This window comes from Corynebacterium sp. HMSC27B11, from assembly GCF_001815985.1.
Lineage (GTDB): Bacteria > Actinomycetota > Actinomycetes > Mycobacteriales > Mycobacteriaceae > Corynebacterium.
The window spans coordinates 139,440-163,749 of record NZ_KV823561.1 but is presented as its reverse complement, the minus strand read 5'-3'; the positions used below and the strand labels follow the sequence as shown (position 1 = coordinate 163,749).

The following is a 24,310-nucleotide window of genomic DNA, read 5'->3' as shown; positions in this document are numbered from 1 at the left end:
ATGCGGACACACTTTTCTTTACTTAACCCCGTAGCGTGGACAACCGTCTTTTTTAGTGATGCATCACAGTGCCCAACCGCCGAAGGAGGCCATACCGGAATTGAAGGAGAACACCACAGCCACACTCCAGCCTCCAGCAGATGACAAGCTGGTCACCCCCGCATTCGCCCTCGCGTGGGTCATTAACTTCACCCAGTACCTCGCCTTCTACATCCTGGTCACGACGATGGCCCTCTACGCGGTGAAACAGTTCGCCGCCTCGGATGCGGCGGCGGGTTTCGCCTCCAGCTCCTTCGTCGTCGGTGCCACGGTGGCGCGCTTGTTCTCCGGATACCTCGTGGACGCCTTCGGCAGGCGGCGGGTGCTGTGGATCTCCCTGGCAGTGGTGGCGGTCAGCAGCGTCGGCTACCTGCTGGAGGGCTCCTTCTGGGTGCTGATCCTGGTTCGCATGCTGCACGGCCTGAGCTACGCGATCGCCTCCACGGCGGTGATGACCACCGCCCAGCGGGTGATCCCGCCGGCTCGCCGTGCGGAGGGCACCGGCTTCTTCGCGCTGGGTAATACGCTCTCCACGGCGCTGGGCCCGGCATTCGGGCTGTTCCTGGTCGGTCAGTTCAGCTACCGCGCATTGTTCACGACGACGATCGCGGTTGCGGTGGTCAGCCTGGTTCTCGGCGTCCTCCTCGGAATGACGGCGGGGGAGCGCGCCGCAGCGGAAGAGGCCCGCGACGGGGAACGACCGAGCTTCCACGCCTCGGACATCGCGGACGGTCGGGTCGTGCCGATCGGTGTGTTCATGCTGATCGTGGGCGTGAGCTACTCGGGCGTGATCACGTTCCTGATGAGCTACTCGGAAGATCGGGGCACGCAGACGGGCGCCTCGGTGTTCTTCCTGGCTTATGCCGCCGCGATGTTCATCTCCCGCTTCTTCCTGGGCCGTATTCAGGACGAGCGCGGCGATAACGCGGTGGTGTACTTCGGCGTGGCCATGTTCATCCTGGCGCTGGTTGTGTTGGCACTGGCGGGTAATGACGCGCTGGTCATCGTTGCTGGTGTGCTGAGCGGTCTGGGTTACGGGACGCTGATGCCCGCTTCGCAGGCGATCGCGGTGCGGTTGGTGGACGCCTCCCGGCTGGGCACCGGGATCTCTACGCTCATGCTGCTTGTTGACGTAGGTGTGGCTCTGGGGCCGATCTTCCTGGGCTCGCTGATCAGCGCGACGGGGTACTCGGCGTTGTATCTGCTGCTCGCGGGGCTGGTCGCGGTGGCTGGAGTGTTCTACTTCTTCGTCCACGGGCGGCGGCCGCAGGCCAGGCAGGGCTACGCGGAGGCTTAAGCCGACGCCTGGCTGCACAACGCGGTGGGCTAGCGTTAGTTGATATGGCACGTGATGGTGAGGAGTTAACGCAGGGGGAGGGGCCCGAAGAAAAGCCTGCGCTGGTAGCTGGAGGGGAGTCGAACTCGGCGACCGGCATGAAGCCCGATGCGGGGGCTGGCGAAAAGCCGGGCTCGGCGAAGGCCGAGAAACCAGCGGTACCGCAGTCCATCTGGGTGCTGGTCGCCGCGGCGTTCATCATCGCGTTGGGCTATGGGCTGATCGCGCCGATCCTGCCGCAGTTCGCGCAGTCCTTCAACGTGGGCGTGGCCGCGGCTGGTGCGGTGGTCAGTATCTTCGCCTTCTCTCGCCTGGCCTTCGCTCCGGTCTCAGGGCGGCTGGTGGATCGCCTGGGATCGCGGCGCGTCTACCTTTCGGGCCTGCTCATCGTGGCTCTCACGACCGGGCTGGTCGCGTTCGTGGGGGAATACTGGCACATCCTGCTGCTGCGCGCGGTCGCTGGCATTGGTTCTACGATGTTCACGGTTTCCGCGATGGGGCTGATTGTGCGGCTCTCCCCACCGGAGATCCGCGGGCGCTGCTCCAGCCTGTACGCCACGGCTTTTCTGCTGGGTAATGTGCTGGGGCCGGTGCTGGGTGCGCTGCTGACGGTGCTGGGGATGCGCGCGCCCTTCGCGATCTACGGCGCTGGGGTGTTCTTGGCTGCTGTGGTGGTGTGGTGGCGCATGCCCGCCTCGGTCGGGGTGCGGCCCACCGAGGGCGGGCGGCCGACCACCCCGATGCGTTTCCGCGAGGCCTTCGCGGATTCCGCATACCGCAGCGCCCTGGTTGGTGGTTTCGCCAATGGCTGGCTGAGCTTCGGCGTGCGCGTGGCGACGCTACCGCTGCTGGCGGCGGCGATCTTCGAATCCGGTGCGGCTTATGCGGGGCTGGCGATGGCGACTTTTGCTGCGGGCAATGCCGTGGTGCAGCAGTTCAGCGGGCGCGCGGCTGACCGAGTGGGACGCAAGCCGCTGATCCTGGTGGGGCTGTTGGCCAATGGTGCGTTCACGGCGGCGCTGGGCTTTTCGGACCGCGTGTGGTCGCTGTTGCTGCTCAGCGTGCTCGCGGGAGCGGGTGCCGGGCTGTTCAACCCGGCCCAGCAGGCGGTGCTCGCGGATGTGATCGGTGCGGAGCGTTCGGGTGGCCGGGTGCTTGCGAACTTCCAGATGGCGCAGGACACCGGTGCGATCCTGGGGCCGATCGTGGTGGGGCTGCTGATTCAGTGGGCTGGCTTCCACGCGGGTTTCCTGGCCTGTGGGGTGGTCGCGGGGCTCGCGGTGGTGGCGTGGTGCTTCGGGAGGGAGACGCTGCGCAAGCCGAGCTCGGTCTCCGCGCTCTAGGGGGCTGGAAAGTCTGCTCCCCGCGATAGCTGCGCGCCATGGCGAAGCGGGGAGGGAAGCGGAGATGTAGGGGAATGGGAGCCCAGTGGGAAAGAAGACAAAAAGGGGGTTAAGCAACAAAAAGCGGGGCCCGAGGGTGATCCTCGGGTCCCGCTGGGGCTCAGGCCGACTGTTGAGCCGGGCAGAGCGGCAGATTACTTGGTGAACTGCTTGGCGATCTTCTCGATGTTCGCGACGAGAGCGGAGATGGAGCCGAGCAGAGCCACGACCGCGGCGACGGCGCCAGCGATATCCTTGAACTTCTTGCCGAAGGTGGTCTTCTCCTCAGGCACCGGGTTGCCCTTGGCGTCGAAGACCGGAACACCGTTCTTGTAAGCCTGCTGGGTGCCGTCCTGCCAGCCGAAGATCTCGCGACCGAGGTCGCGGTCAGAGGAACCCTTGGCCTCATTCCCGCCCTTGTTGGAGGAGCCGGCGGTCTGGCCAGCCTCAGCGGTGACTTCGGTACCGACCTTGGAATCCTCAGCGACGGCGACGCCGTGGGACAGAGCGACGGAGGAAGCAGCTGCGAGTGCGATGATGGTCTTCTTCACGAAGAATCCTTCCCGGCCCCTGATTACGAGGACCGATTGTGTCAATGAAGTGTGAGAACGATCCGGCGCTGAATCCTCATGCATCACCGGCTCCCCGGTGCTGCCACGAACCTGGCGAAAAATTTTCGACCACGTCCAGCGCGTACGCAGCAAAGTATAAGCGAAAGATGATAAAAAACAACCACTATTTTTATTTCTTTCCAGCTTTTCGTGCAGTTAGCCGGTAAAGCCCCAGCCCGCGCGCGAAAAACAGGCTGAAAAGCGCGCTCAATGTGCGGAAATTCACAATCCATCGCCCTGGGGTTTGGCTGAAGCCATAGCACCTCGACAGTCAAGATTTGGGAGGCCAGTCAGCCTGTGCCATAATGTGCAGGTTGCCTCGCGCGGGCACGCCTTGTCGTGCGCGCACAACCGAGGCAAGGACCGCGTGCGTGAGGGTCGGAAATCCCGCGCACACCAACTACTAGGTTCTAGGAGACTCTAAAGTGCTTCAGCAAGAATCGCGCGTGCGAGTAGCTGACAACTCGGGTGCCCGGGAAATCCTGGTCATCCGCGTGCTCGGCGGCTCCGTCAAGCGCAGCGCTGGCATTGGCGATGTCGTGGTTGCAACCGTCAAGGAAGCAGCCCCAGGCGGCACCGTCAAGGAAAACGAAATCGTGCGTGCAGTCATCGTCCGCACCAAGAAGCCAACCCGCCGCCCAGACGGTTCCTACATCTCTTTCGATGAGAACGCAGCCGTCATCATCAAGGCCAACGATAACGACCCACGTGGTACCCGTATCTTCGGCCCAGTCGCTCGTGAGCTTCGCGAGAAGAAGTTCATGAAGATCGTTTCGCTTGCTCCGGAGGTGCTGTAAATGAAGATCCGCAAGGGCGATACCGTCATTGTTATCTCCGGCCCGGACAAGGGTGCTAAGGGCAAGGTCATCGAGGCCTACCCGAAGCGCGACAAGGTTCTTGTCGAGGGCGTCAACCGCATCAAGAAGCACGTAGCCAACTCCGCCCCTGAGCGTGGCGCAGAGTCCGGCGGCATCGTGACCCAGGAGGCACCGATCCACGTCTCCAACGTGATGGTCATCGACTCCGACGGCAACCCGACCCGCATTGGTTACCGCTTCGAAGACGGCAAGAAGATCCGCGTATCCAAGCGCAACGGGAAGGACATCTAAGGATGAGCGACAACTACACTCCTCGTCTGAAGGCTCAGTACCGTGAGGAAATCCGGGAAAAGCTGCAGGCCGAGTTCAACTTCGACAACGTCATGCAGATCCCTGGCGTGACCAAGGTTGTCGTCAACATGGGCGTCGGCGACGCTGCACGTGACTCCAAGATGATCAACGGCGCAATCGCTGACCTGACCGCAATCACCGGCCAGAAGCCGCAGGTCCGCACCGCGAAGAAGGCAATCGCTAACTTCAAGCTGCGCGAGGGCATGCCGATCGGCGCCCGCGTCACCCTGCGTGGCGACCGCATGTGGGAGTTCCTGGACCGCCTGCTCACGATCGCCCTGCCGCGTATTCGTGACTTCCGCGGCCTCTCCGACCGTCAGTTCGACGGCCACGGCAACTACACCTTCGGCCTCTCCGAGCAGACCATGTTCTACGAGATCGACGTGGACAAGATGGACCGTCCGCGCGGTATGAACATCACCGTCGTCACCACTGCCACGAACGACGAAGAGGGCCGCGCACTGCTGCGCCGCCTCGGCTTCCCGTTCAAGGACAAGGACGGCAAGATGCAGCAGGCTGACTAGTTTCTAGTCTTCTGTAGCACTCTGGCAGCGCCCCACCGATCACGGTGGGGCGCTGTTGCCATCTGGGAGAGGGGTATTCGCGGAACAAGGTGATACGTCATCGACAGGGGTGGGGTTTCGTCGCTAGGCTGGGGACCATTCTGCATTTATTAGCATCCCGGCGTTTCCGTGCCGGAGGTGCGAAGAACAGCAAAGGAGCAAAAATGTCTTTCCTGCCTAGCGCAATCCTGCGTTCCGTCCCGGGCGCCTACATCGTTAACTCTGCCATCGAGAAGTTCGGTGCCGAGCCAGCCAAGTCCGCCGGCCTCCAGCAGTTCGCTGCCTCTGGCGTGCCTGCCCTGAAGAAGCTGCCCAGCGATCAATTCGCCAATATCCTCGGCGGGGCAGAACTCGCGGTCGGCGGCGCCCTGCTCGCGCCCTTCGTCTCCAACAAGCTCGCCGGCGCGGCCCTGGCCACCTTCGGCGCCGGGCTGCTCTCCATGTACTTCCGCAACCCCAACATGACCCACGAGGACGGCATCCGCCCCACCGAGGAGGGCCTGCAGCTTTCCTCCAACGTTTTCCTCGTCGCGATCGGCGCCGGGCTCGTCGCCATGGATGCCGCCGACGGTGCCAATAAGTTCGCCACGAAGCGGAAGATCAAGAAGGCCGAGAAGCGCGCAGCAAAGCGGGCGCTCAAGGCCGACAACTAACCCCGCGCAGGTTCTGGCGCGGCGCACTCCGGGGGAGCGCAAACGAGTAGGGGAGGCGCCACGCCAGGGGGTACAGACAATTAATGCCGGATTCACTCTGGCCTCCCTTGCAGGTCACCTCGCTTGCCTATCTTGTTCTTCGCAAGACCCACAAGAAGAAGGACAATTACGTGGCAATCAAGGGCATGAACCTGCTGTTCCAATCTCGTCGCTCGTCCCGCACCTGTACCTACAAGTGCGGTAACGCCTGCTTCGGGGAGTGCTCAAACACCTCCTCGAACCCATACTTCGGGGACATCTCCCGCCGCAGCGTGCTGCGCGGCGCCGGTCTGGCAGCGCTGACCATCGGCGGCGGAACGGCACTGGCGGCCTGCGCGGACGGCAGTACCGCCCAGTCCTCCGGTTCCTCGGAAGGTGGCAAGGCTCCCGGCCCGCTGAAGGGCATGCAGTTCGAGCCAGTGGCTGCCAACGAGAAGGACGAACTCGTGGTCCCGGCAGGCTACGCCTCCGGCGTCCTGATCGCCTGGGGCGACCCGATCTTCCCGGACGCCCCGAAGTTTGACCCGTACAAGCAGACCGCCAAGGCCGCGGAGCGCCAGTTCGGCTTCAACAACGACTTCGCCGGCCTGCTGGAGCACCCGAAGGACCCGAATCGCCTGCTGTACGTGTGCTCCCACGAGTACACTACCGAGCCACACATGTTCCCGCGCTACGATGCGGAGAACCCCACCGATGAGCAGATCAACATCGGCCTGGCCAACCACGGCCACACCATCCTCGAGGTCTCCAAGGTCGGCAAGACCGGCGAGCTCAAGCGCGAGTTCGGCCCGCTGAACCGCCGCATCACCGGCGAGACCATCTTCGAGATGCGCGGCGTGGCCGCCGGCCACGATCTGGTCAAGACTAAGGCCGACCCGAGCGGCAAGAAGGTCCGCGGCACTCTGAACAACTGCTCCGGCGGCATCACCCCGTGGGGCACCTTCCTCTCCGGCGAGGAGAACTTCGAACAGTACTGGGCCAACGCCGACAAGGCCCAGGTCGAGGGCAAGGCCAAGGAAGATATCAAGCGCTTCGATGCCCCAGAGGGTGCCTCCGAGCGCAAGTGGGAGCGCCTCCACGACCGCTTCGACCTTTCAAAGGAGCCCAACGAGTTCCACCGCTTCGGCTGGATGGTCGAGGTCGACCCGACCGACCCGTACTCCACCCCGGTCAAGCACACCTCCATGGGCCGCTTCAAGCACGAGGCCGGCAACATCTACGTCACCGACGACGGCACCGTCGTCTGCTACTCCGGCGACGACGCCCGCTTCGAGTACATCTACAAGTTCGTCTCCTCCAAGAAGATCAGGGAGGGGGACATGAAGCACAACATGACCATCCTCGACGAGGGCACTCTCTACGTCGCCACCCTGAAGGGCAACTCCCCGGACAAGGAGATCACCGGCGACGGCGAGCTGCCAGAGGATGGCAAGTTCGACGGCACCGGCCAGTGGAAGAAGCTGCTGACCGTCACCGCGGACGGTGCGGAGTCCCACGTCGAGGGCTTCACCCCGGAGGAGGTCGCCGTCTACACCCGCATGGCTGCAGACAAGGTGGGTGCGACCAAGATGGACCGCCCGGAGGACTTCGAGGCCAACCCGCACACCGGCCTGCTCTACGTCTCCCTGACCAATAACAAGTACCGCGGTGCGACCGGCGAGAACGCCGAGAAGAACCAGGAAGACCCGACGGAGTACGCTCCGATCAAGGAGAACAAGAACGGCCTGGTCATGGAGATCGACGATGAGCACGCGGGGGAGAAGTTCACCTGGAACCTGCTGCTGGTCTGTGGCGACCCGGAGGAAGCCGAGACTTACTTCGGCGGCTTCGATAAGTCCAAGGTTTCCCCAATCTCCTGCCCGGATAACCTGGCCTTCGACTCCCACGGCAACCTGTGGATCTCCACCGACGGCAACGCCCTGGACAGCAACGACGGCCTGTACGCGGTCGGCCTGAAGGGCGAGAACCGTGGCGAGACCCGCTGCTTCCTCACCGTTCCGGTGGCTGCGGAGACCTGTGGCCCGATCGTTACGGACGAGCGCGTCATGGTGAACGTCCAGCACCCAGGCGAGGACGACGACGCCACCTTCGAAAAGCCCGCCTCCCACTGGCCGGAGGGCGGCAACTCGGTGCCGCGCCCGGCCGTGGCGGTGGTCTGGCGCCGTGACGGTAAGAAGATCGGTATTGAGGCCTAGCGGAAAGGCCTAGCGGAAAGGCCTTGTGGAAGGCCTTGGGGGAGGCCTAGAGGGGGAGCCACAGGATAAAGCCGCGGTGCAGCGAATGGGTCTGCGCCTCGGCTTCGTGGTCAGTCGCCCAAGGAGAGCGCGCGAACTTGGAGTGGATAGCTAGCGGGCCCACCGCCCTCGGCTTGGCAATAAATACGCAGGTTGCTAAGCTTGTTGAGTCTTGTTGCGGGAAAAGTGTGCCCACAGCACACTTGACGTGCGCAGATCTGCTCACACAGTCAACAAGAGCTAGTAAGAAAACATCCACTTTGTTGTAGGCCCCCTGCCCATAGCGGCCGCGGACACATCTTGGTAGCGAGCGCCCCAAGCTATTGGGCTTGGAAGTGCGTTAGTCGCCAGCGAGTCGCGGTGCACGCGAAAAGGGTGGGAACGGGAACCGCAACGAGAAAGGTAAAGGTCACCTAAACCATGACCATGACTGACCCGATCGCGGACATGTTGTCCCGCGTGCGGAACGCTTCCAACGCGTTCCACGACAGCGTCACGATGCCTTCCTCCAAGCTCAAGGCTCACATTGCTGAGATCCTGAAGCAGGAAGGCTACATCGAAGACTTTGCCGTCAACGACCGCACGGATGGCAAGGCAGGCAAGGAGCTTGAGATCACCCTCAAGTACGGCCCGACCCGCGAGCGCGCTCTCGCCGGTGTCCGCCGCGTCTCCAAGCCAGGCCTGCGTGTGTACACCAAGTCCACCAATCTGCCAAAGGTTCTCGGTGGTCTGGGCGTGGCGATCATCTCCACGTCCCACGGCCTGCTGACTGACCGTGAGGCCTCGAACAAGGGCGTCGGCGGCGAAGTGCTCGCCTACGTCTGGTAATAGAAGGAGGAACCAAGCATGTCTCGTATCGGCTTCGCTCCGGTGTCCGTCCCTTCTGGCGTCACCGTCACCATCAACGGTCAGAACGTTGAGGTCAAGGGCCCAAAGGGCACCCTCAACACTGACATCCCAGCGCCGATCGCAGTGGCACAGGAAGGCGACGAGATCGTCGTCTCCCGCCCGGACGATCACCGCAAGAACCGCTCCCTGCACGGCCTTTCCCGCTCCCTCGTCAACAACATGGTTGTTGGCGTGACCGAGGGGTACACCACGAAGATGGAGATCTTCGGCGTTGGTTACCGTGTGCAGCTCAAGGGCAAGGACCTCGAGTTCTCCCTGGGCTACTCCCACCCAATCCTGATCAAGGCTGACGAAGGTATCACCTTCGCCGTGGACGGAAACACCAAGTTCTCCATCTCTGGCATCGACAAGCAGAAGGTCGGACAGATCGCCGCCAACATTCGTGGCCTGCGTAAGGATGACCCATACAAGGGTAAGGGCATCCGCTACGAGGGCGAGCAGGTCCGTCGCAAGGTCGGAAAGACGGGTAAGTAATGAGCAACAACGATTCCAACAAGGCTGGCAAGCGCCTTCCGCTGGGCAAGGACATCTCCACTCGCCGTCGCGTTGCGCGCTCCCGCCGTCACAACCGCATCCGCAAGACCATCCAGGGCACCCCGGAGACCCCGCGTCTCGTCGTGCACCGTTCTTCTCGCCACATGCACGCACAGATCATCGACGACACCGTCGGTCACACCCTGTGCGCTGCGTCCACCCTCGAAGCAGAGGTCCGTGGAGTCGAGGGCGACAAGAAGGCACGTGGCGCCAAGGTTGGCGAACTGATCGCACAGCGTGCGAAGGAAGCTGGCATCGAGGCAGTCGTCTTCGACCGCGCTGGCTACCAGTACCACGGCCGCGTCGCCGCTCTGGCAGACGCCGCCCGCGAAGGTGGTCTGAAGTTCTAATGACCACCAACACCATGAACTCCAACGGAAGGAACGCGTGATGTCGGAACGTGACCGTAACGGCGGACGCTCCGCCGAGAACAACCGCAACGATCGCAACCAGCGCGGCGGCCGCAACGAGCGCGGTGGCCGTAACGATCGTCGCAACAACCAGCAGGACGAGCGCAACCAGTACATCGAGCGCGTCGTCACCATCAACCGTGTGTCCAAGGTCGTCAAGGGTGGTCGTCGCTTCAGCTTCACCGCTCTGGTGATCGTGGGTGACGGCCAGGGCATGGTCGGTGTCGGCTACGGCAAGGCCAAGGAAGTCCCAGCCGCTATCCAGAAGGGTGCCGAGGAAGCTCGCAAGAACTTCTTCCGCGTCCCGATGATCAACGGCACCATCACCCACCCGGTGCAGGGTGAGGCCGCAGCAGGCGTCGTCATGCTGCGTCCGGCTGCCCCAGGTACCGGTGTTATCGCCGGTGGCGCAGCCCGCCCGGTGCTGGAGTGCGCTGGCGTCCAGGACATTCTCTGCAAGTCGCTCGGCTCGCCGAACGCCATCAACGTTGTTCACGCAACGGTGGCCGGCCTCAAGGAGCTCGTGCGCCCAGAAGAGGTCGCCGCACGTCGTGGCAAGAGCCTCGAAGAGGTTGCTCCGGCAGCCATGCTGCGCGCCCGTGCTGCAGGACAGGGGGCATAACCCATGGCACTGAAGATCCGTCAGATCAAGGGCACTGTTGGTAAGAAGCAGAACCAGCGTGACACGCTGCGTTCCCTCGGCCTGAAGCGCATCGGTCAGGAGGTCATCCGCGAGGACAACTCTGTCACCCGCGGCATGGTCCACACCGTTCGCCACCTGGTCGAGGTTGAAGAAGTGGCAGGGGAGTAAAAATGAGCGATCCAATCAAGCTCCACGACCTCCGTCCGGCCAAGGGTGCAAACAAGGCTAAGACCCGCGTGGGTCGCGGTGAAGCATCCAAGGGTAAGACCGCTGGTCGTGGTACGAAGGGCACCAAGGCCCGCAACAAGGTTCCTGCATACTTTGAGGGTGGCCAGATGCCACTGCAGATGCGTCTGCCGAAGCTCAAGGGATTCAAGAACAACAACAAGGTCATCTTCCAGGTCGTGAACGTCTCCGACCTCGAGAAGGCCTTCCCGAACGGCGGCGACGTCGCAGTTGCAGACCTCGTCGCAGCTGGCCTGGTCCGCGCTAAGCAGCCGGTCAAGGTTCTGGGCAACGGCGAGATCAGCGTCAAGCTGAACGTCACCGCAAACAAGTTCTCGGGCTCCGCTAAGGAGAAGATCGAGAAGGCAGGCGGCTCCGTCACGGAGGCTTAAGCCTGAAAAAGCGCAGCCCGGTGAGGGACTTTCCTCGCCCGGTAGCGATATAGCAAGACCCCGCTCGGTGCATCTCGCACCGGCGGGGTCTTGTGCTTTCTGCGAACCATTCCCTTAGCAGGCCGAAGACTTTCTAAACCAGTAGCCAAACTGTTACTCTGGTTTGGTTATCTGCCTAGGCGCCTCTCACTCAGTGGCCGCCTAGGGGTGGCATAATAAGCAACCGGCAGCGTGGCAAAGAAAACCGTGTCCGCACCGGCTGCTACTTTGCTACTAGAGACTTCAATTCCATGGCGCACGCTCTGCGGCACCGGCCCTGCGATAACTCGCGCGGCCACCACAGCGCGGGCCCACCAACACAGGAGGCCAGTTTGTCCGCCATCACCGGGGCGTTCAAAAACGTTGATCTCCGCAAGAAGATCCTTTTCACTCTTGCGATGATCATCCTGTACCGCATCGGCTCGCAGATCCCAACGCCGGGCGTCGACTACGCAAACATCACCAAGCAGATCTCGGAACTCACCGAATCCTCCGCCGTCTACTCGCTGATCAACCTCTTCTCCGGCGGCGCGCTGCTGCAGCTGTCCATCTTCGCGATCGGCATCATGCCGTACATTACGGCGTCGATTATCGTGCAGCTGCTCACCGTGGTGATTCCGAAGTTCGAGCAGCTGAAGAAGGAGGGCCAGACTGGGCAGGCGAAGATGACGGAATACACCCGTTATCTCACCGTCGCGCTGGCCCTGCTGCAGTCCGCGGGCATCGTCGCCCTGGCGGACCGCGAGCAGCTGCTCGGCCAGGGCATCCCAGTCCTCAAGGACGAGGTCGGCATCTTCGGCCTGATCGTCATGGTGCTCATCATGACCTCCGGCGCTGTTCTCGTGATGTGGCTCGGCGAGCTCATCACCGACCGCGGCGTGGGCAACGGCATGTCCCTGCTCATCATGGCGGGTATTGCAACCACCCTGCCGGGGGAGGGTGTGTCCATCCTCTCCAACTCCGGTGGCTTCATCTTCGGTGCGGTGGTCTTCGGCATGCTGCTGCTCATCGTCGGCGTGGTCTTCGTCGAGCAGGGCCAGCGCCGCATCCCGGTGCAGTACGCCAAGCGCATGATCGGCCGCCGCCAGTACGGCGAGACCTCCACCTACCTGCCGCTCAAGGTCAACCAGGCCGGCGTGATCCCGGTGATCTTCGCGTCCTCCCTGCTGACCGTCCCGATCCTGATCACCCAGATCATCCAGTCTGGTGCCGCTGCAGGCGAGGACGTCGCGAACAACTGGTGGAACCGCAACGTCATGTCCGTGCTGCAGAACCCCGCGGCATGGCAGTACATCCTGGTCTACCTCGCGCTGATCATCTTCTTCTCCTTCTTCTACGTCTCCGTCCAGTACGACCCGTACGACCAGGCAGACAACATGAAGAAGTACGGTGGCTTCATCCCGGGTATCCGCCCGGGTCGCCCAACCGCCGAGTACCTCGGCTACGTCATGAACCGCCTTCTGGTCGTGGGCTCCCTGTACTTGGGTATCATTGCGGTGTTGCCCAACATCCTCATTAACTTGGGAGTGGACACGTCCCAGGCCTCCGGCGGCGGCATGCCGTTCGGTGGTACCGCGGTTCTGATTCTCGTGTCCGTGGCCCTGACCACGGTCAAGCAGATCGAATCGCAAATGATGCAAGCTAACTACGAAGGATTCCTCAAATGAGACTAGTTCTCCTCGGCCCTCCCGGTGCCGGCAAGGGCACCCAGGCCCAGCTGCTCTCCGACGCACTGAACATCCCGCACATCTCCACGGGCGACCTGTTCCGCGCGAACATCTCCCAGGGCACCGAGCTTGGCAAGCAGGCTCAGGAGTACATGGACGCTGGCAAGCTGGTCCCGACCGAGGTCACCGCGAACATGGTTCGTGCCCGCCTCGACGAGGGCGACGCCGCCAACGGCTTCCTGCTGGACGGTTTCCCGCGCACCATCGAGCAGGCCGACCTGCTCGAGGAGATGCTCAAGGACAAGGACCTGAAGCTGGACGCGGTGATCAACTACCAGGTCTCCGAGGACGTCGTGGTCGAGCGCATGCTCTCCCGTGGCCGTAACGACGACAACGAGTCCACGATCCGCACCCGCCTGCAGGTCTACCGCGAGGAGACCGCACCGCTGATCGACTACTACCAGGGCCGCATCCTCAACATCGATGCCGAAGGCTCCGTCGAGGACATCTCCGAGACCACCCTGTCCGCCCTGGACAAGTAAAACCGGGACTAGCCGCCACCCGCATGCGCGGCGCCGATCCTGGTAGGGCCCAACGGTCCGCCTTTTCCCGCCCATCTTCCGGACGTCACCGGTGGGCGGGTTTAACTTTTGGCCCACCAATCCGGGCTACAAGAACACAAGAACAAGGAGGCTTTCGGTGGCTTTCCGAAAGAAGAGCAAGAAGATCGCCGCGAAGACACCCGCGGAACTCGACGCCATGCAAGCCGCAGGCGAGGTCGTCGGCCGAACACTGCAGGCCGTGAAGGCCGCCGCGAAGCCAGGGGTGAGCACCCTCGACCTCGACGAGATCGCCGAGGCCACCATCCGTGACGCCGGTGCAACCCCAGCCTTCCTCGGCTACCAGGGCTTCCCGGGCTCCATCTGCAGCTCCGTCAACGACATGGTCGTCCACGGCATCCCGGCGGCAGATGTGGTCCTCAAGGAAGGCGACCTCGTCTCCATCGACTGCGGCGCGATCCTCGACGGCTGGGTAGGGGACTCCGCATGGACCTTCGGCATTGGCAAGATCGCCCGCGAACACGAACTGCTCAACCAGGCCACCGAGTGGGTCCTCATGGAGGGCCTGAAGGCGATGCGCCCGGGCAACCACCTCACGGACATCTCCCACGCCCTCGAACTCGCGACCCGCAAGGCCGAGGAGAAGTTCGGCGTGCCACTGCACATCATCGACGGCTACGGCGGGCACGGCATCGGCCGCAGCATGCACGAGGACCCGTACCTCGCCAACGAGGGCCGCCCGGGCCGCGGTCCGGTCATCCAGGAAGGCTCCGTGCTCGCGATCGAGCCGATGCTCTCGCTCGGCACCATCGACACCGCCGTCCTCGACGACGATTGGGGAGTGGTCACCGTGGACGGCAGCTACTCCTCCCACTGGGAGCACACCGTCGCCGCCACCGCCGGCGGCCCGCGCATCCTCACTCCGCGCCGCTAATCCACCGGCCTCCTCCGCCCTGGCCAGCAGTTGTTAAAGCCCCAGGTCACGTGTACGATAGACCGATGGTGCAGGTGACGCACCCCAAAAACGGGGAGCCAAGCAGACCGCACCATCGTAGCGATACACGCACAAATAGCCGATGACCAGCATGTTCATCGGGGAAATGTGGAGGATATGGCCAAAGAAGGTGCCATTGAGGTTGAGGGCCGCATCGTCGAGCCCCTGCCGAATGCAATGTTCCGAGTCGAGCTGGATAACGGGCACAAGGTGCTCGCACACATCTCTGGCAAGATGCGCCAGCACTACATCCGCATCCTTCCTGAGGATCGCGTTGTAGTCGAGCTTTCTCCATACGACCTCTCTCGTGGTCGTATCGTCTACCGCTACAAGTAAAAAAACTCTGTCAGCCTTCGTACATCCAAATCTCACCCGCCCATGGTCACATGCGGCACGGCCGCGCAACACGTGGCCATGTGGGTGAGGTTGCCTACCTCTGGCCGCGGCGGCCGGAGCCCGCTGCTGAACCTCTTAAGATTGATCCGCCCCATTGCGGGTGACGTCGTCAAAAGAAGGAAGCAGGCCACCGGGATGAGTACGGAGAAAACCGCCGTAAAACCGGAAGGATAATGCCATATGGCACGCCTTGCTGGTGTAGACCTGCCACGCGAAAAGCGCATGGAGGTCGCACTGACCTACATCTTCGGAATCGGCCCAGCCCGATCCAAGGAGCTGCTGGAAAAGACCGGCATCTCCCCGGACCTGCGTTCCAAGGACCTGAGCGACGAGCAGCTCGCAGCTCTGCGTGACGTGATCGAGAACAACTGGAAGGTTGAGGGTGACCTCCGCCGCGAAATCCAGGCCGACATCCGTCGCAAGATCGAGATTGGTTCCTACCAGGGACTGCGCCACCGCCGTGGCCTGCCAGTCCGTGGCCAGCGCACCAAGACCAACGCTCGTACCCGTAAGGGCCCGAAGAAGACGATCGCAGGAAAGAAGAAGTAATGGCTGCACCGAAGAGCACCGCTACGCGCGCCCGCCGCGGCCGTCGCGTAGTCAAGAAGAACGTGACCCAGGGTCACGCGTACATCAAGTCCACCTTCAACAACACCATCGTGTCCATCACGGACCCGAAGGGCCACGTCATCTCGTGGGCATCCTCCGGCCAGGTCGGCTTCAAGGGTTCCCGCAAGTCCACGCCTTTCGCCGCACAGATGGCTGCCGAGTCCGCTGCCCGCAAGGCAATGGAGCACGGCATGAAGAAGGTCGACGTTTTCGTCAAGGGGCCGGGCTCTGGTCGCGAGACCGCAATCCGCTCCCTGTCCACCGCTGGGCTTGAGGTCGGCACCATCGCCGACGTCACCCCACAGCCGCACAACGGCTGCCGCCCACCGAAGCGTCGTCGCGTCTAAGAAAAGAAAGGTTAAGGGATAAACAATGGCTCGTTATACCGGCCCAGTTACCCGTAAGTCCCGTCGCCTCCGCGTCGACCTCGTCGGTGGCGACCGTTCCTTCGAGCGCCGCCCGTACCCACCGGGTCAGGCTGGCCGCGCTCGCATCAAGGAGTCGGAGTACCTGATCCAGCTGCAGGAGAAGCAGAAGGCTCGCTTCACCTACGGCGTCATGGAGAAGCAGTTCCGTCGCTACTACGCAGAGGCCAACGCAATGCCGGGCAAGACCGGTGACAACCTGGTCATCCTGCTGGAGGCACGCCTCGACAACGTGATCTACCGCGCTGGTCTGGCACGCACCCGTCGCCAGGCACGTCAGCTGGTCTCCCACGGTCACTTCACCGTGAACGGCAAGAAGATCAACGTTCCGTCCTTCCGTGTCTCCCAGTACGACATCATCGATGTCCGCGATCGTTCCCGCTCCATGCTGTGGTTCGATGAGGCACAGGACAACCTGGTTGACGCCAACGTTCCGGCGTGGCTGCAGGTCGTTCCGTCCACCCTGCGCATCCTCGTGCACCAGCTGCCCGAGCGCGCTCAGATCGACATCCCGCTGCAGGAGCAGCTCATCGTCGAGTACTACTCCAAGTAGTCCGCGACAACGATCTGAAAAACAGACATTTACTCCCCGCCGTCTACCACCACGGTGCACGGCAATCCTGCTACCGGCGTCAAATAGCGGTCGCCGACAAGGAGAAGTAACACATGCTGATTTCCCAGCGTCCAGAGCTGTCCGAGGAGTTCATCGACGACTCCCGCTCCCGGTTCGTCATCGAGCCGCTCGAGCCGGGCTTCGGCTACACCCTCGGCAACTCCCTGCGCCGCACCCTGCTGTCCTCCATCCCAGGTGCAGCCGTGACCTCCCTGCGGATCGATGGTGTGCTCCACGAGTTCACCACCGTCCCGGGCGTGAAGGAGGATGTCTCCGACATCATCCTGAACATCAAGTCCCTCGTCCTGTCGAGCGACTTCGATGAGCCGGTCACCATGTACCTGCGCAAGGAAGGCCCAGGAGCGGTCACCGGCGCAGACATCGAGACCCCAGCAGGCGTGGAGATCCACAACAAGGACCTGCACATCGCCACCCTCAACGAGCAGGGAAAGCTGGATATCGAGCTGGTCGTTGAGCGCGGCCGTGGCTACGTCCCAGCCGCAACCTCCACCGACGAGATCGGTCGCATCCCAGTCGACCAGATCTACTCCCCGGTCCTGAAGGTCAGCTACAAGGTCGAGGCAACCCGTGTCGAACAGCGCACGGACTTCGACAAGCTGATCCTCGACGTGGAGACCAAGAGCTCCATGTCCGCGCGCGACGCCATGGCGTCCGCCGGCAAGACCCTGGTCGAACTCTTCGGCCTGGCACAGGAGCTCAACACCGAGGCGGAGGGCATCGAAATCGGCCCGTCCCCCCAGGAATCCGAGCACATCGCCGCATACAACATGCCGATCGAGGACCTGGACTTCTCCGTGCGCAGCTACAACTGCCTGAAGCGGGAAGAGATCCACACCGTTGGTGAGCTGGCTGCTCGTACCGAGTCCGATCTGCTGGACATCCGGAACTTCGGCCAGAAGTCCATCAACGAGGTCAAGGTCAAGCTGGCTGGCTTGGGCCTGGCACTCAAGGACTCCCCAGAAGGTTTCGACCTCTCCGACATCGAAGGCTACGACGCCGAGACCGGTGAGTGGGTCGAGACCGAGGGCGAAGACATCGCGGAGTAAATCGCACTTAAGCGCTCAAAGCTTTTAACCCACTCGAGGAGAAGACATGCCAACCCCTAAGAAGGGCGCCCGTCTGGGCGGATCTGCTTCCCACCAGAAGAAGATCCTGTCCAATCTCGCAGCCCAGCTGTTCGAGAACGGCGCAATCAAGACCACGGACGCCAAGGCGAAGCTCCTGCGTCCCTACGCTGAGAAGATCATCACCAAGGCCAAGAACGGCACCCTGGCTGATCGTCGCAACGTTCTGAAGCTCATCCCGAACAAGGACGTCGTGTCCCATCTGTTCACCGAGCTGGCCCCGAAGTTCGAAGGCCGTGAGGGCGGTTACACCCGCATCATCAAGCTGGAGAACCGTAAGGGCGACAACGCTCCGATGTCCCAGATCTCCCTGGTGACCGAGGAGCTGGCTTCCAAGGAGGCAGAGCGTGCAACCCGCGCTGCTGCATCCAAGAAGGCCGAGGAGAAGAAGGCTGCTGAGGCAGCTGAGGAGAAGGACGAGGCCGCAGAGGAGAAGTAATTCTCCACTGAGGTGATCCTTCGATCTCTTCAACCGGCGGGTTCTGTAGGGCCTGCCGGTAAGCCGGGTACTACGCACGAGCGTGGTGCCCGGCTTTTGCTATTGGAGGGGTTTCGGGGGCAACGAGCCCGCCGGGTAGGTTTGGGGGCATGAGTTCAACGGACACTGGGGCAGCGACGACCGCGGCTGGGGCGACGGGGACTGGGACGACGGTGACGGGGGCGGACGTCGACGTCGCAGCTAACGGTGCGGTGAGCGACGTCGTCAACGACACCGCGGACGGTGACGGAGAGACCGTTCGGGTGCGGATGGACGTCTCCTACGACGGGACGGATTTCCACGGCTGGGCGGCGCAAAAGGGCGGCTTGCGGACCGTGCAGGGCGTGCTGGAGGAAAAGCTCTCGCTGGTGTGCCGTACGCCCGTTGAGCTGACGGTGGCGGGGCGGACGGATGCCGGCGTACACGCCGATGGGCAGGTCTGCCACGCGGATATTCCAGCGGAGGCCTTCACGCAGCGGAGCCTCGCTAGGCCGGAGGATCTGGTGCGGCGGCTCTCCCGGATGCTGCCGGAGGATATTCGCCTGAACGCGGCGGTGGCTGCCCCGGAGGGTTTCGACGCCCGCTTTTCTGCTTTGCGGCGGCACTACGTGTATCGGGTGTGCACGGCCCCGGGCGGACCGCTGCCGCGGCGTGTGCGGGATACCGCCCGCTGGCGCCGACCCGTGGACCTGGAGAAGGTGCAGGTTGCGGCGGATGCGCTGGTGGGGCTGAATAACTTCGCTGCCTACTGCAAGGCCCGCGAGGGGGCGACGACGATCCGGGAGCTGCAGGAGTTCACCTGGAAGGATGTGTCCACGGCCTCGGAGCCGCAGACTTATGAGGCGCACGTGGTGGCGGATGCGTTTTGCTGGTCGATGGTGCGCTCCATCGTGGGGGCGTGCCTGACGGTGGGGGAGGGTAAGCGGCCGGAGACTTTCACGGCCGAGTTGCTGGAGATGGATGAACGCAGCTCCCAGGTGCCGGTGGCCCCGGCGGAGGGGCTGAACCTCGTGGGCGTGGACTACCCGGCACCGGAGGAGCTGGCGGCGCGGGCCGCGGAGACGCGGGCGGTGCGGGAGCTATAGGGGCGGTAGAGCTGCTTGGCGAGAGCTGGGGCAGCTCCGACGCGTAACCACTGGGCGTGGGGCTGAAGCCCTGGCTAGCGGGGCACTTCCGCGTGCTCTAGCGTGCTGGAACTTGGCAAATGCATCGGATCGAAGCGAACCTCATGCCGGCGGTGGCTCACGGTGCCCCGGGAATCGATCACTAGATCCGCGATGATGCCGTGGCGAGTGGCCTCCTCGGTGGAGGAAGCCAACACCACCCGGCAGACTGTCGGTGACCACGCCTCGCGCCAGCGGGCCCCGAGATCACGGGGCTCCTTAGCCGGTGTCGAAGCCCCGGCGAAGGACTGCGTGTTCGTGGTCTTTGCCTCGCCGCTTGGGAGGGGGAGGGTTTCCGCGCGGAGAACCCGAACCCAGGGCAGGTCTGCGGGCAGGCGTTCCAGCAGGCGCTCGGCGGAACCAGCCCCATGCAGCAGCACGGTCGCCCCCGGCACGAGCTGCACCTGCACCGGATTGCCCGTAGCGCTCAACCCCAGCAGCCAGCCGGGCGCAGGCAGCGCCTGGAACGTCGGGCCCGGGTCAGTGAACTCCCGCTGCGCGCCGTTCTCTGGCCCTGTGTCGGTGGACGGAGCAGCACCATCTACCGGCCAGGCCACCACCCCGGAGCCGGCAGCCGCGAACGGCACACGCCCGCTGAATGGCGCCGGGATCGAGGCGAAAGTTGCGCCCACGTTCCCGGTGAGCAGGGCGGGCAGTTCCCCGCCGAGATCCTGCTGGTGTACCAGCAGCGGCGGGGCGGCCACCGCGCTGGCGCTCGTGCTGACGTCCCCAATGGAAGAAGACGGAGCGTGAGAAACGCTGCTGGAGTGGGCGGCGTCGACGTCCTCTCCCGGCACCTCGGAGCCGGACGCGCCCATGCCGGCAACCAGGCGCGAAACACCCACGGTGACCGGCTCCGGGGCGTGGAAAAAATCGTGCGGAGCAGGCGCGATCCGCCACACCTGCCGCTCCTGATCCTCCGGACGGACACGGGCGCTCCACAGCCACCAACCACCCGCAGCAGCCAGTGCCGCAATGATCCCGATGAGCAAAACATGCACTACAACCACGCGAATTCCCCCTGAATATCCCCCGGGATGCCCCACATCCCTTGTTGATTCTCCCGAATTTTGTCACAGCGGACCGGCGCGCGCATTAGATTGAAGAAATCGCCCTCGGGGGAGGGCAGCGGTGCGGCTCCTGCGGCAGGACTGCGGGGAACGAGCGTTAAGCACCGCGCACCAGGGACAACGCACAGAATTCAGGGGGAGATCGTGCGCACCACAAGTCTGCAAGTATCGGGCTACCGTTTTCTGCTCCGACGGCTGGAGCTCGCGCTGATCATCGGCGATCCGCGCATGGCGCACGACCCGCTGCGCGCCCAACGCCGCAGCATCGGGGTCGGGCTTCTGCTGAGCGCACTGATCGCAGGTGGTGCGGTGATGCTTTCGCTGTTGCGGCCGGCCCCTTCCATTGACGACGCCGCCCTCGTCGCCGATGAGCAGGGAAGCCTTCATGTCCGCTTGGAGGACGGTTTCCACCCGGTGAGCAACGTGGCGAGCGCCCGGCTGGTGCTGCGGCAGCCGGTGGAGGTGAAGAACTCCACTGCGGCGCTGATCCAGGAGGGCAATGGGGGAGCTCCGATGGGGCCCGCGGTGGGCATTGGGCACGTGCCGGGGCTGAACCCCGCGCCGGTGCGGCAGTGGCTGGTGTGCGATACCTCGGAGGCTGCGGGGAAGCCGGATACGCTGCAGGTCCGGGCCGTCGGGGAGGTGGCAAGCTACCAGCGGGGCGTGGTGCGCTCCGGCAAGGCGGTCTGGCTGATCGACGGGACGAAGCGCAGCCTCGCGGAGGGTGGGGCCGCGCGCGCCCTCGGGGCGGTGGAGATCCCGATGGCCCCGGAGCTGCTGAATCGCTTCGATGAGCAGGCCGATAGCTTGATCCCGCGTGGGCTTTCCGGGTTGAAGAAACCCTTCCACCGGGCGGGGACGGTGGCGCACGCCGGTGACCGGGCATTCCTGGTTGGCCACGGCGGGGTCTCGGAGGTGACCGGCCCGCGCCGGGAGTACGTGGAGGCCCTCGCACCGGGTGGGAGCTTCGATGCGGAGCTGGGGGCGGTCATGGCGCAGCCGATGATTGACCTGCTGCCAAACGTTCCCGACCGGGAGGCCTCTTGGGCGCACCCGGAGCAATCCTGCCTGGGGGAGAAGGGCTTGGCGGAGCCGGCGGGTGACGGTGACGGTAAGAGCACCGGGACTGACGGGGACGGCGACGGTAAGCGCACCGGTGCCGGTGACGGGGCCGCTGACGGTTCTGCTGGCGGGGCTGGGACCGAAAGCAAGGACGACGCCGCGGGGCAAGACCCCCGGGCGGCTTACGTCGGACCTGCGGGCACGAGCGCGCTACTCACCGAGCGCGGTTTCTTCCTGATCGACGCCACCGGCACCCGCTTCACGGTGGGCAAGGCCGAGGACCTCACGGCCCTCGGCTTCACCGAGCACACTCAGGTGCCCTGGCGGGTGATCTCCGGGCTGCCGGAGGGTGGGGTGCTCTCCGAAGCGAATGCCCGGGCAACGAGCACGAGCACCAAGGCCACCGCCAACACCGCAGAGAGCGCCAACGGCACCCGGTAGTCCGTCACCTGCTCGGCGACGGGCGCGGCGGTGACCGCCACCGGGACGTCGGCCACGGCATCGCCGGGCGCATCGAAGGCACCGGAAGTGGCCGCGTCGTGGGCCCCGGCTTCGTTGCCGGGGCCTTTATCGTGGGGGCCGCCGGGCAGGCCCGCCTGGGCGCGTTCCACGGCACCGTCCCCACGGTGATCCTGGCCCGCCGCGTCCGCCACGTGGTTCCGTTGCTGGTCGCGGGCCAGGCTCAGGGCGGCCGAAGGATCCACGACCCTCGCGGTCTGCAACCCCTCCACACCGTCGATGGCGCCACCTGGTTGCGCGGTTTCCCGCAGCAGGCCTGTCACCTCTGCGGCCGTGAGCTCCGGGCGGAGCTGCCAGACCATCGCAGCCACCCCACTGACCACGGGGGCGGCGAAACTCGTGCCGATGAAAGGCTCCGGCGAGCCCACCACCGGCGGACTATCGCCCACCTGCGCGACCACCGGGCCACCCGGCGCGTAAATGTCCGCGGGAACTCCGGCCAGCCCGTAGGCGGCGGGCACCCGGCCGCTGTTGAGGACGGCCGGGGCGGGCTGGTCGCCCGGAGAACCCCCGCCCGTGGCGGCGCGTCCTGCACCAGCTCCGGCGGTGCTCGTCGCCGCGGAGCCTCCGGCAGACCCCGCACCACCAGCGCCCATGACGGTGTCGTTCTCCACAGCCCCGACGGACAGCACCCCCGGCAGGGAAGCCGGGAACGTCGCGGCCCCGGCGTCGCACTGCCCCATATTTCCGATGGGTGCGACCACCAGTGCGTTGTCGGCGACGAGCTCGCGCACCGCTTTCTCCAGCGCCGGGGCGGGTTCGCAGGTGACCATCGAGACGTTGACGATCTTGTGCTTGGCCTTGACCTTCCGCGCCTGGTCGAGAGCCGTGACCAGCTCCTCGACGGTGCCCTCCACCGCGTCGGGCCTAGAAGCGTGTCGGAGGCTGTGGATGTGCGCGCCGGGCGCGGCCTGCGCGGCGGTCGTGGCCACCGCGGTGCCATGCAGAATGCACGAATCCCGTTCCCCAGTCGCCCCCGGCAGGGCCACACCGGTGTCCACCACGATGATGGTGCTGCCATGGCCAGTGGCCAGGTCGTGCGGATAAGCCGGTGCTGGTAGGTGGAGGTCCGGGTCGCGAGCCTGTTCCTGGCAGTTGAGGTTGATGTTCCCGCGTGCGGGAGCTGCTGGTGGGGGAGTCATCCGAGCCCCCTGATCAGCTCAAACACGCCCGCGCCATGCAGCGTCAGCGGGACTGCGGCGCAGAAGGCCACGGCCTCCAGGGCGTCGACGATCCGGCCCACCCGGGGCGAGGAGATCTGCACCAGAGGTAAGGCCACCAGCACCAACGCCAGCACCCCCCACGGCACCTGATGACCCAGCCACACGATCGAACAACCCGCCATCACGGCCAGCGCATTGGCGTGGAAGGGGCGCGTACCGCGGGCAGACAGCGCGGCTACGACCAGCGCGATCACCAGCAGCACCGTCCACACTGACGGGGTGGGCCCACCCCACGGCACCAGCTGAACCACGGAGGCGAATAACCACGTACAGGCCGCCGCCACCAGAGCGGAGTGCACCTGCACCACCGGGCCGGCCTCGTTGGCCACCGGATCGCGGAACACACCCGCAGCCGGTACGCGCGGGACCACGACCTTCGCAATCGCCAGCGCCAACTGGCCGGAGTAGATCAGCAGCACCACCGCGGCCAGCGCAGTGATCGGCGACCAGAAATTGATGGCCGCCAACACCGCAGCCGCGATCGTTCCCACTCGCACCGGCCCCGGGCGCCACACCAACAGCGCGGCGACCACGCAGCCCACCAGCACGTTCACGTTCAACCCGACGGCAAAACCCAGGGCCGCTGCCACCGGGACAAACCGCCGATCAAACAAGCTCAGTGCGGCCACTGCCACCGCAGCGAAGGTGCTGAAGACCAGCGGCAACAACACTGCGAGGTCGACCCCACCGCCCGCGGCGGCGTCCTGAAAACCAAAATGAGCGGCACTGTGGAAATCCAACGGATGCCACAACGGGGTCGCGCGGAAGGCGAGCAACACCACGGCAGCAGCGATGATCCACGCGGCGTAATTGGTGCCGACGTCCCCGGAAAGCTCATCCGCCGCCTCCAACGGCGGGGCGGGTGGTTCGGCGGGCTTGCGGCAGTGCAAAGCCAAGGCCTCGCCCGCGTGGATGCCGGCCTCCGCGAGCGACTGCTCCGGGGCAACCACCCCCACCGCGCGGCGCAGCTCCCACAGCTGCCCCGGCTCCGGGTCCACGAGATGCGGAATGAGCTCAGCGACCGGCACGTGATCCGCCACCGCGGCGTTAATCACCTTGCCCGTGCTGGGCACCGAAATGCTGATGGCAATCAAAATATCCCCCTCAAATTTTCCCCCAATTTTTCGCCCCGACCCGAATACCCCAGCCAGGACTGAACAGAACAATAGCGGGTGGGGCGGACACGGGGGTGGCAAATTGGGGGATTT

27 protein-coding genes and 1 pseudogene are annotated in these 24,310 nt (G+C 64.4%); 24 read left to right on the top strand and 4 right to left on the bottom strand.

The annotated features are described in order from the left end of the window. Nucleotides 1–100 precede the first annotated feature (100 nt). Nucleotides 101–1,336, top strand: a complete 1,236-nt coding sequence (locus HMPREF3097_RS06155; protein WP_070761550.1) for an MFS transporter — start codon at nt 101–103, stop codon at nt 1,334–1,336. Between the two features lie 137 nt (nt 1,337–1,473). Further along, on the top strand, nt 1,474–2,718 hold the full coding sequence (locus HMPREF3097_RS06150) for an MFS transporter (protein ID WP_070761549.1): 1,245 nt from the start codon (nt 1,474–1,476) through the stop codon (nt 2,716–2,718). Nucleotides 2,719–2,912: 194 nt separating this feature from the next. On the opposite strand, the gene HMPREF3097_RS06145 is transcribed toward HMPREF3097_RS06150, so the two are convergent. Next, complete coding sequence (locus tag HMPREF3097_RS06145) at nt 2,913–3,308, bottom strand: hypothetical protein (protein WP_070758298.1); 396 nt, start codon at nt 3,306–3,308, stop codon at nt 2,913–2,915. Nucleotides 3,309–3,793: 485 nt separating this feature from the next. Between HMPREF3097_RS06145 and rplN the strand changes: the two genes are divergently transcribed. The 21 genes from rplN to truA all read left to right on the top strand — a co-directional run bounded on the left by rplN (nt 3,794) and on the right by truA (nt 19,150). Next, nucleotides 3,794–4,165, top strand: a complete 372-nt coding sequence (rplN, locus tag HMPREF3097_RS06140; RefSeq protein WP_070758299.1) for a 50S ribosomal protein L14 — start codon at nt 3,794–3,796, stop codon at nt 4,163–4,165. After that, nucleotides 4,166–4,477 (top strand): 50S ribosomal protein L24, encoded by a 312-nt coding sequence (gene rplX / locus HMPREF3097_RS06135; RefSeq protein WP_012359597.1) that lies wholly within the window; start codon nt 4,166–4,168, stop codon nt 4,475–4,477. 2 nt (nt 4,478–4,479) lie between these two features. Further along, complete coding sequence (gene rplE / locus HMPREF3097_RS06130; RefSeq protein ID WP_012359598.1) at nt 4,480–5,061, top strand: 50S ribosomal protein L5; 582 nt, start codon at nt 4,480–4,482, stop codon at nt 5,059–5,061. Nucleotides 5,062–5,264: 203 nt separating this feature from the next. Further along, a complete protein-coding gene (locus tag HMPREF3097_RS06125; RefSeq protein ID WP_070761548.1) occupies nt 5,265–5,753 on the top strand; it encodes a hypothetical protein in 489 nt (162 codons plus the stop codon). 170 nt (nt 5,754–5,923) lie between these two features. Further along, entirely contained in the window at nt 5,924–7,987 is a 2,064-nt protein-coding gene (locus HMPREF3097_RS06120; RefSeq protein ID WP_070761547.1) for a PhoX family protein, read from the top strand. A gap of 459 nt (nt 7,988–8,446) precedes the next feature. Then, nucleotides 8,447–8,854, top strand: coding sequence for a 30S ribosomal protein S8 (rpsH, locus tag HMPREF3097_RS06115; RefSeq protein ID WP_070761546.1), 408 nt, complete (start codon nt 8,447–8,449; stop codon nt 8,852–8,854). An 18-nt stretch (nt 8,855–8,872) separates the two neighbouring features. Beyond that, entirely contained in the window at nt 8,873–9,409 is a 537-nt protein-coding gene (gene rplF / locus HMPREF3097_RS06110; protein ID WP_012359602.1) for a 50S ribosomal protein L6, read from the top strand. Next, on the top strand, nt 9,409–9,819 hold the full coding sequence (gene rplR / locus HMPREF3097_RS06105; RefSeq protein ID WP_012359603.1) for a 50S ribosomal protein L18: 411 nt from the start codon (nt 9,409–9,411) through the stop codon (nt 9,817–9,819). Before rplF ends, rplR begins: the two co-directional genes overlap by 1 nt. Before the next feature lie 40 nt (nt 9,820–9,859). Then, entirely contained in the window at nt 9,860–10,501 is a 642-nt protein-coding gene (gene rpsE / locus HMPREF3097_RS06100) for a 30S ribosomal protein S5 (RefSeq protein WP_070644713.1), read from the top strand. A 3-nt stretch (nt 10,502–10,504) separates the two neighbouring features. Then, nucleotides 10,505–10,690, top strand: coding sequence for a 50S ribosomal protein L30 (rpmD, locus tag HMPREF3097_RS06095; protein WP_070644714.1), 186 nt, complete (start codon nt 10,505–10,507; stop codon nt 10,688–10,690). A gap of 2 nt (nt 10,691–10,692) precedes the next feature. Beyond that, entirely contained in the window at nt 10,693–11,139 is a 447-nt protein-coding gene (rplO, locus tag HMPREF3097_RS06090; RefSeq protein WP_070644715.1) for a 50S ribosomal protein L15, read from the top strand. A gap of 371 nt (nt 11,140–11,510) precedes the next feature. Continuing rightward, nucleotides 11,511–12,845 (top strand): preprotein translocase subunit SecY, encoded by a 1,335-nt coding sequence (gene secY, locus HMPREF3097_RS06085; RefSeq protein ID WP_070761545.1) that lies wholly within the window; start codon nt 11,511–11,513, stop codon nt 12,843–12,845. Continuing rightward, nucleotides 12,842–13,387 (top strand): adenylate kinase, encoded by a 546-nt coding sequence (locus HMPREF3097_RS06080; RefSeq protein WP_070761544.1) that lies wholly within the window; start codon nt 12,842–12,844, stop codon nt 13,385–13,387. Before secY ends, HMPREF3097_RS06080 begins: the two co-directional genes overlap by 4 nt. Before the next feature lie 157 nt (nt 13,388–13,544). After that, nucleotides 13,545–14,339, top strand: a complete 795-nt coding sequence (gene map, locus HMPREF3097_RS06075; protein WP_070761543.1) for a type I methionyl aminopeptidase — start codon at nt 13,545–13,547, stop codon at nt 14,337–14,339. A gap of 177 nt (nt 14,340–14,516) precedes the next feature. After that, nucleotides 14,517–14,735, top strand: a complete 219-nt coding sequence (infA, locus tag HMPREF3097_RS06070) for a translation initiation factor IF-1 (RefSeq protein ID WP_018018723.1) — start codon at nt 14,517–14,519, stop codon at nt 14,733–14,735. Between the two features lie 240 nt (nt 14,736–14,975). Beyond that, nucleotides 14,976–15,344 (top strand): 30S ribosomal protein S13, encoded by a 369-nt coding sequence (gene rpsM / locus HMPREF3097_RS06065; RefSeq protein WP_012359611.1) that lies wholly within the window; start codon nt 14,976–14,978, stop codon nt 15,342–15,344. Next, nucleotides 15,344–15,751, top strand: coding sequence for a 30S ribosomal protein S11 (rpsK, locus tag HMPREF3097_RS06060; protein WP_070761542.1), 408 nt, complete (start codon nt 15,344–15,346; stop codon nt 15,749–15,751). Before rpsM ends, rpsK begins: the two co-directional genes overlap by 1 nt. A 25-nt stretch (nt 15,752–15,776) precedes the next feature. Further along, a complete protein-coding gene (rpsD, locus tag HMPREF3097_RS06055) occupies nt 15,777–16,382 on the top strand; it encodes a 30S ribosomal protein S4 (protein WP_012359613.1) in 606 nt (201 codons plus the stop codon). Between the two features lie 113 nt (nt 16,383–16,495). Then, nucleotides 16,496–17,509: a DNA-directed RNA polymerase subunit alpha gene (locus tag HMPREF3097_RS06050; RefSeq protein WP_070761541.1), complete on the top strand. Its 1,014-nt coding sequence runs from the start codon at nt 16,496–16,498 to the stop codon at nt 17,507–17,509. Nucleotides 17,510–17,555: 46 nt separating this feature from the next. Continuing rightward, a complete protein-coding gene (gene rplQ, locus HMPREF3097_RS06045; RefSeq protein WP_070761540.1) occupies nt 17,556–18,026 on the top strand; it encodes a 50S ribosomal protein L17 in 471 nt (156 codons plus the stop codon). A gap of 149 nt (nt 18,027–18,175) precedes the next feature. Continuing rightward, nucleotides 18,176–19,150, top strand: a complete 975-nt coding sequence (gene truA, locus HMPREF3097_RS06040; protein ID WP_070761539.1) for a tRNA pseudouridine(38-40) synthase TruA — start codon at nt 18,176–18,178, stop codon at nt 19,148–19,150. A gap of 74 nt (nt 19,151–19,224) precedes the next feature. On the opposite strand, the gene HMPREF3097_RS06035 is transcribed toward truA, so the two are convergent. Beyond that, nucleotides 19,225–20,229: a hypothetical protein gene (locus tag HMPREF3097_RS06035; RefSeq protein WP_246821305.1), complete on the bottom strand. Its 1,005-nt coding sequence runs from the start codon at nt 20,227–20,229 to the stop codon at nt 19,225–19,227. A gap of 213 nt (nt 20,230–20,442) precedes the next feature. Here HMPREF3097_RS06035 and eccB point away from each other — a divergent pair. Then, nucleotides 20,443–21,684: pseudogene (gene eccB, locus HMPREF3097_RS06030) on the top strand (type VII secretion protein EccB); the annotation flags it as partial. On the opposite strand, the gene HMPREF3097_RS09965 reads toward eccB, so the two are convergent. Together HMPREF3097_RS09965 and HMPREF3097_RS06025 are read right to left on the bottom strand one after the other, a co-directional pair. Next, nucleotides 21,672–23,021, bottom strand: a complete 1,350-nt coding sequence (locus HMPREF3097_RS09965) for a S8/S53 family peptidase (RefSeq protein ID WP_083317968.1) — start codon at nt 23,019–23,021, stop codon at nt 21,672–21,674. The pseudogene eccB and the gene HMPREF3097_RS09965 sit on opposite strands and share 13 nt — an antisense overlap. Beyond that, on the bottom strand, nt 23,018–24,196 hold the full coding sequence (locus HMPREF3097_RS06025; protein WP_070761536.1) for an EsaB/YukD family protein: 1,179 nt from the start codon (nt 24,194–24,196) through the stop codon (nt 23,018–23,020). The genes HMPREF3097_RS09965 and HMPREF3097_RS06025 overlap by 4 nt, the downstream gene beginning before the upstream one ends. Nucleotides 24,197–24,310: the final 114 nt, after the last annotated feature.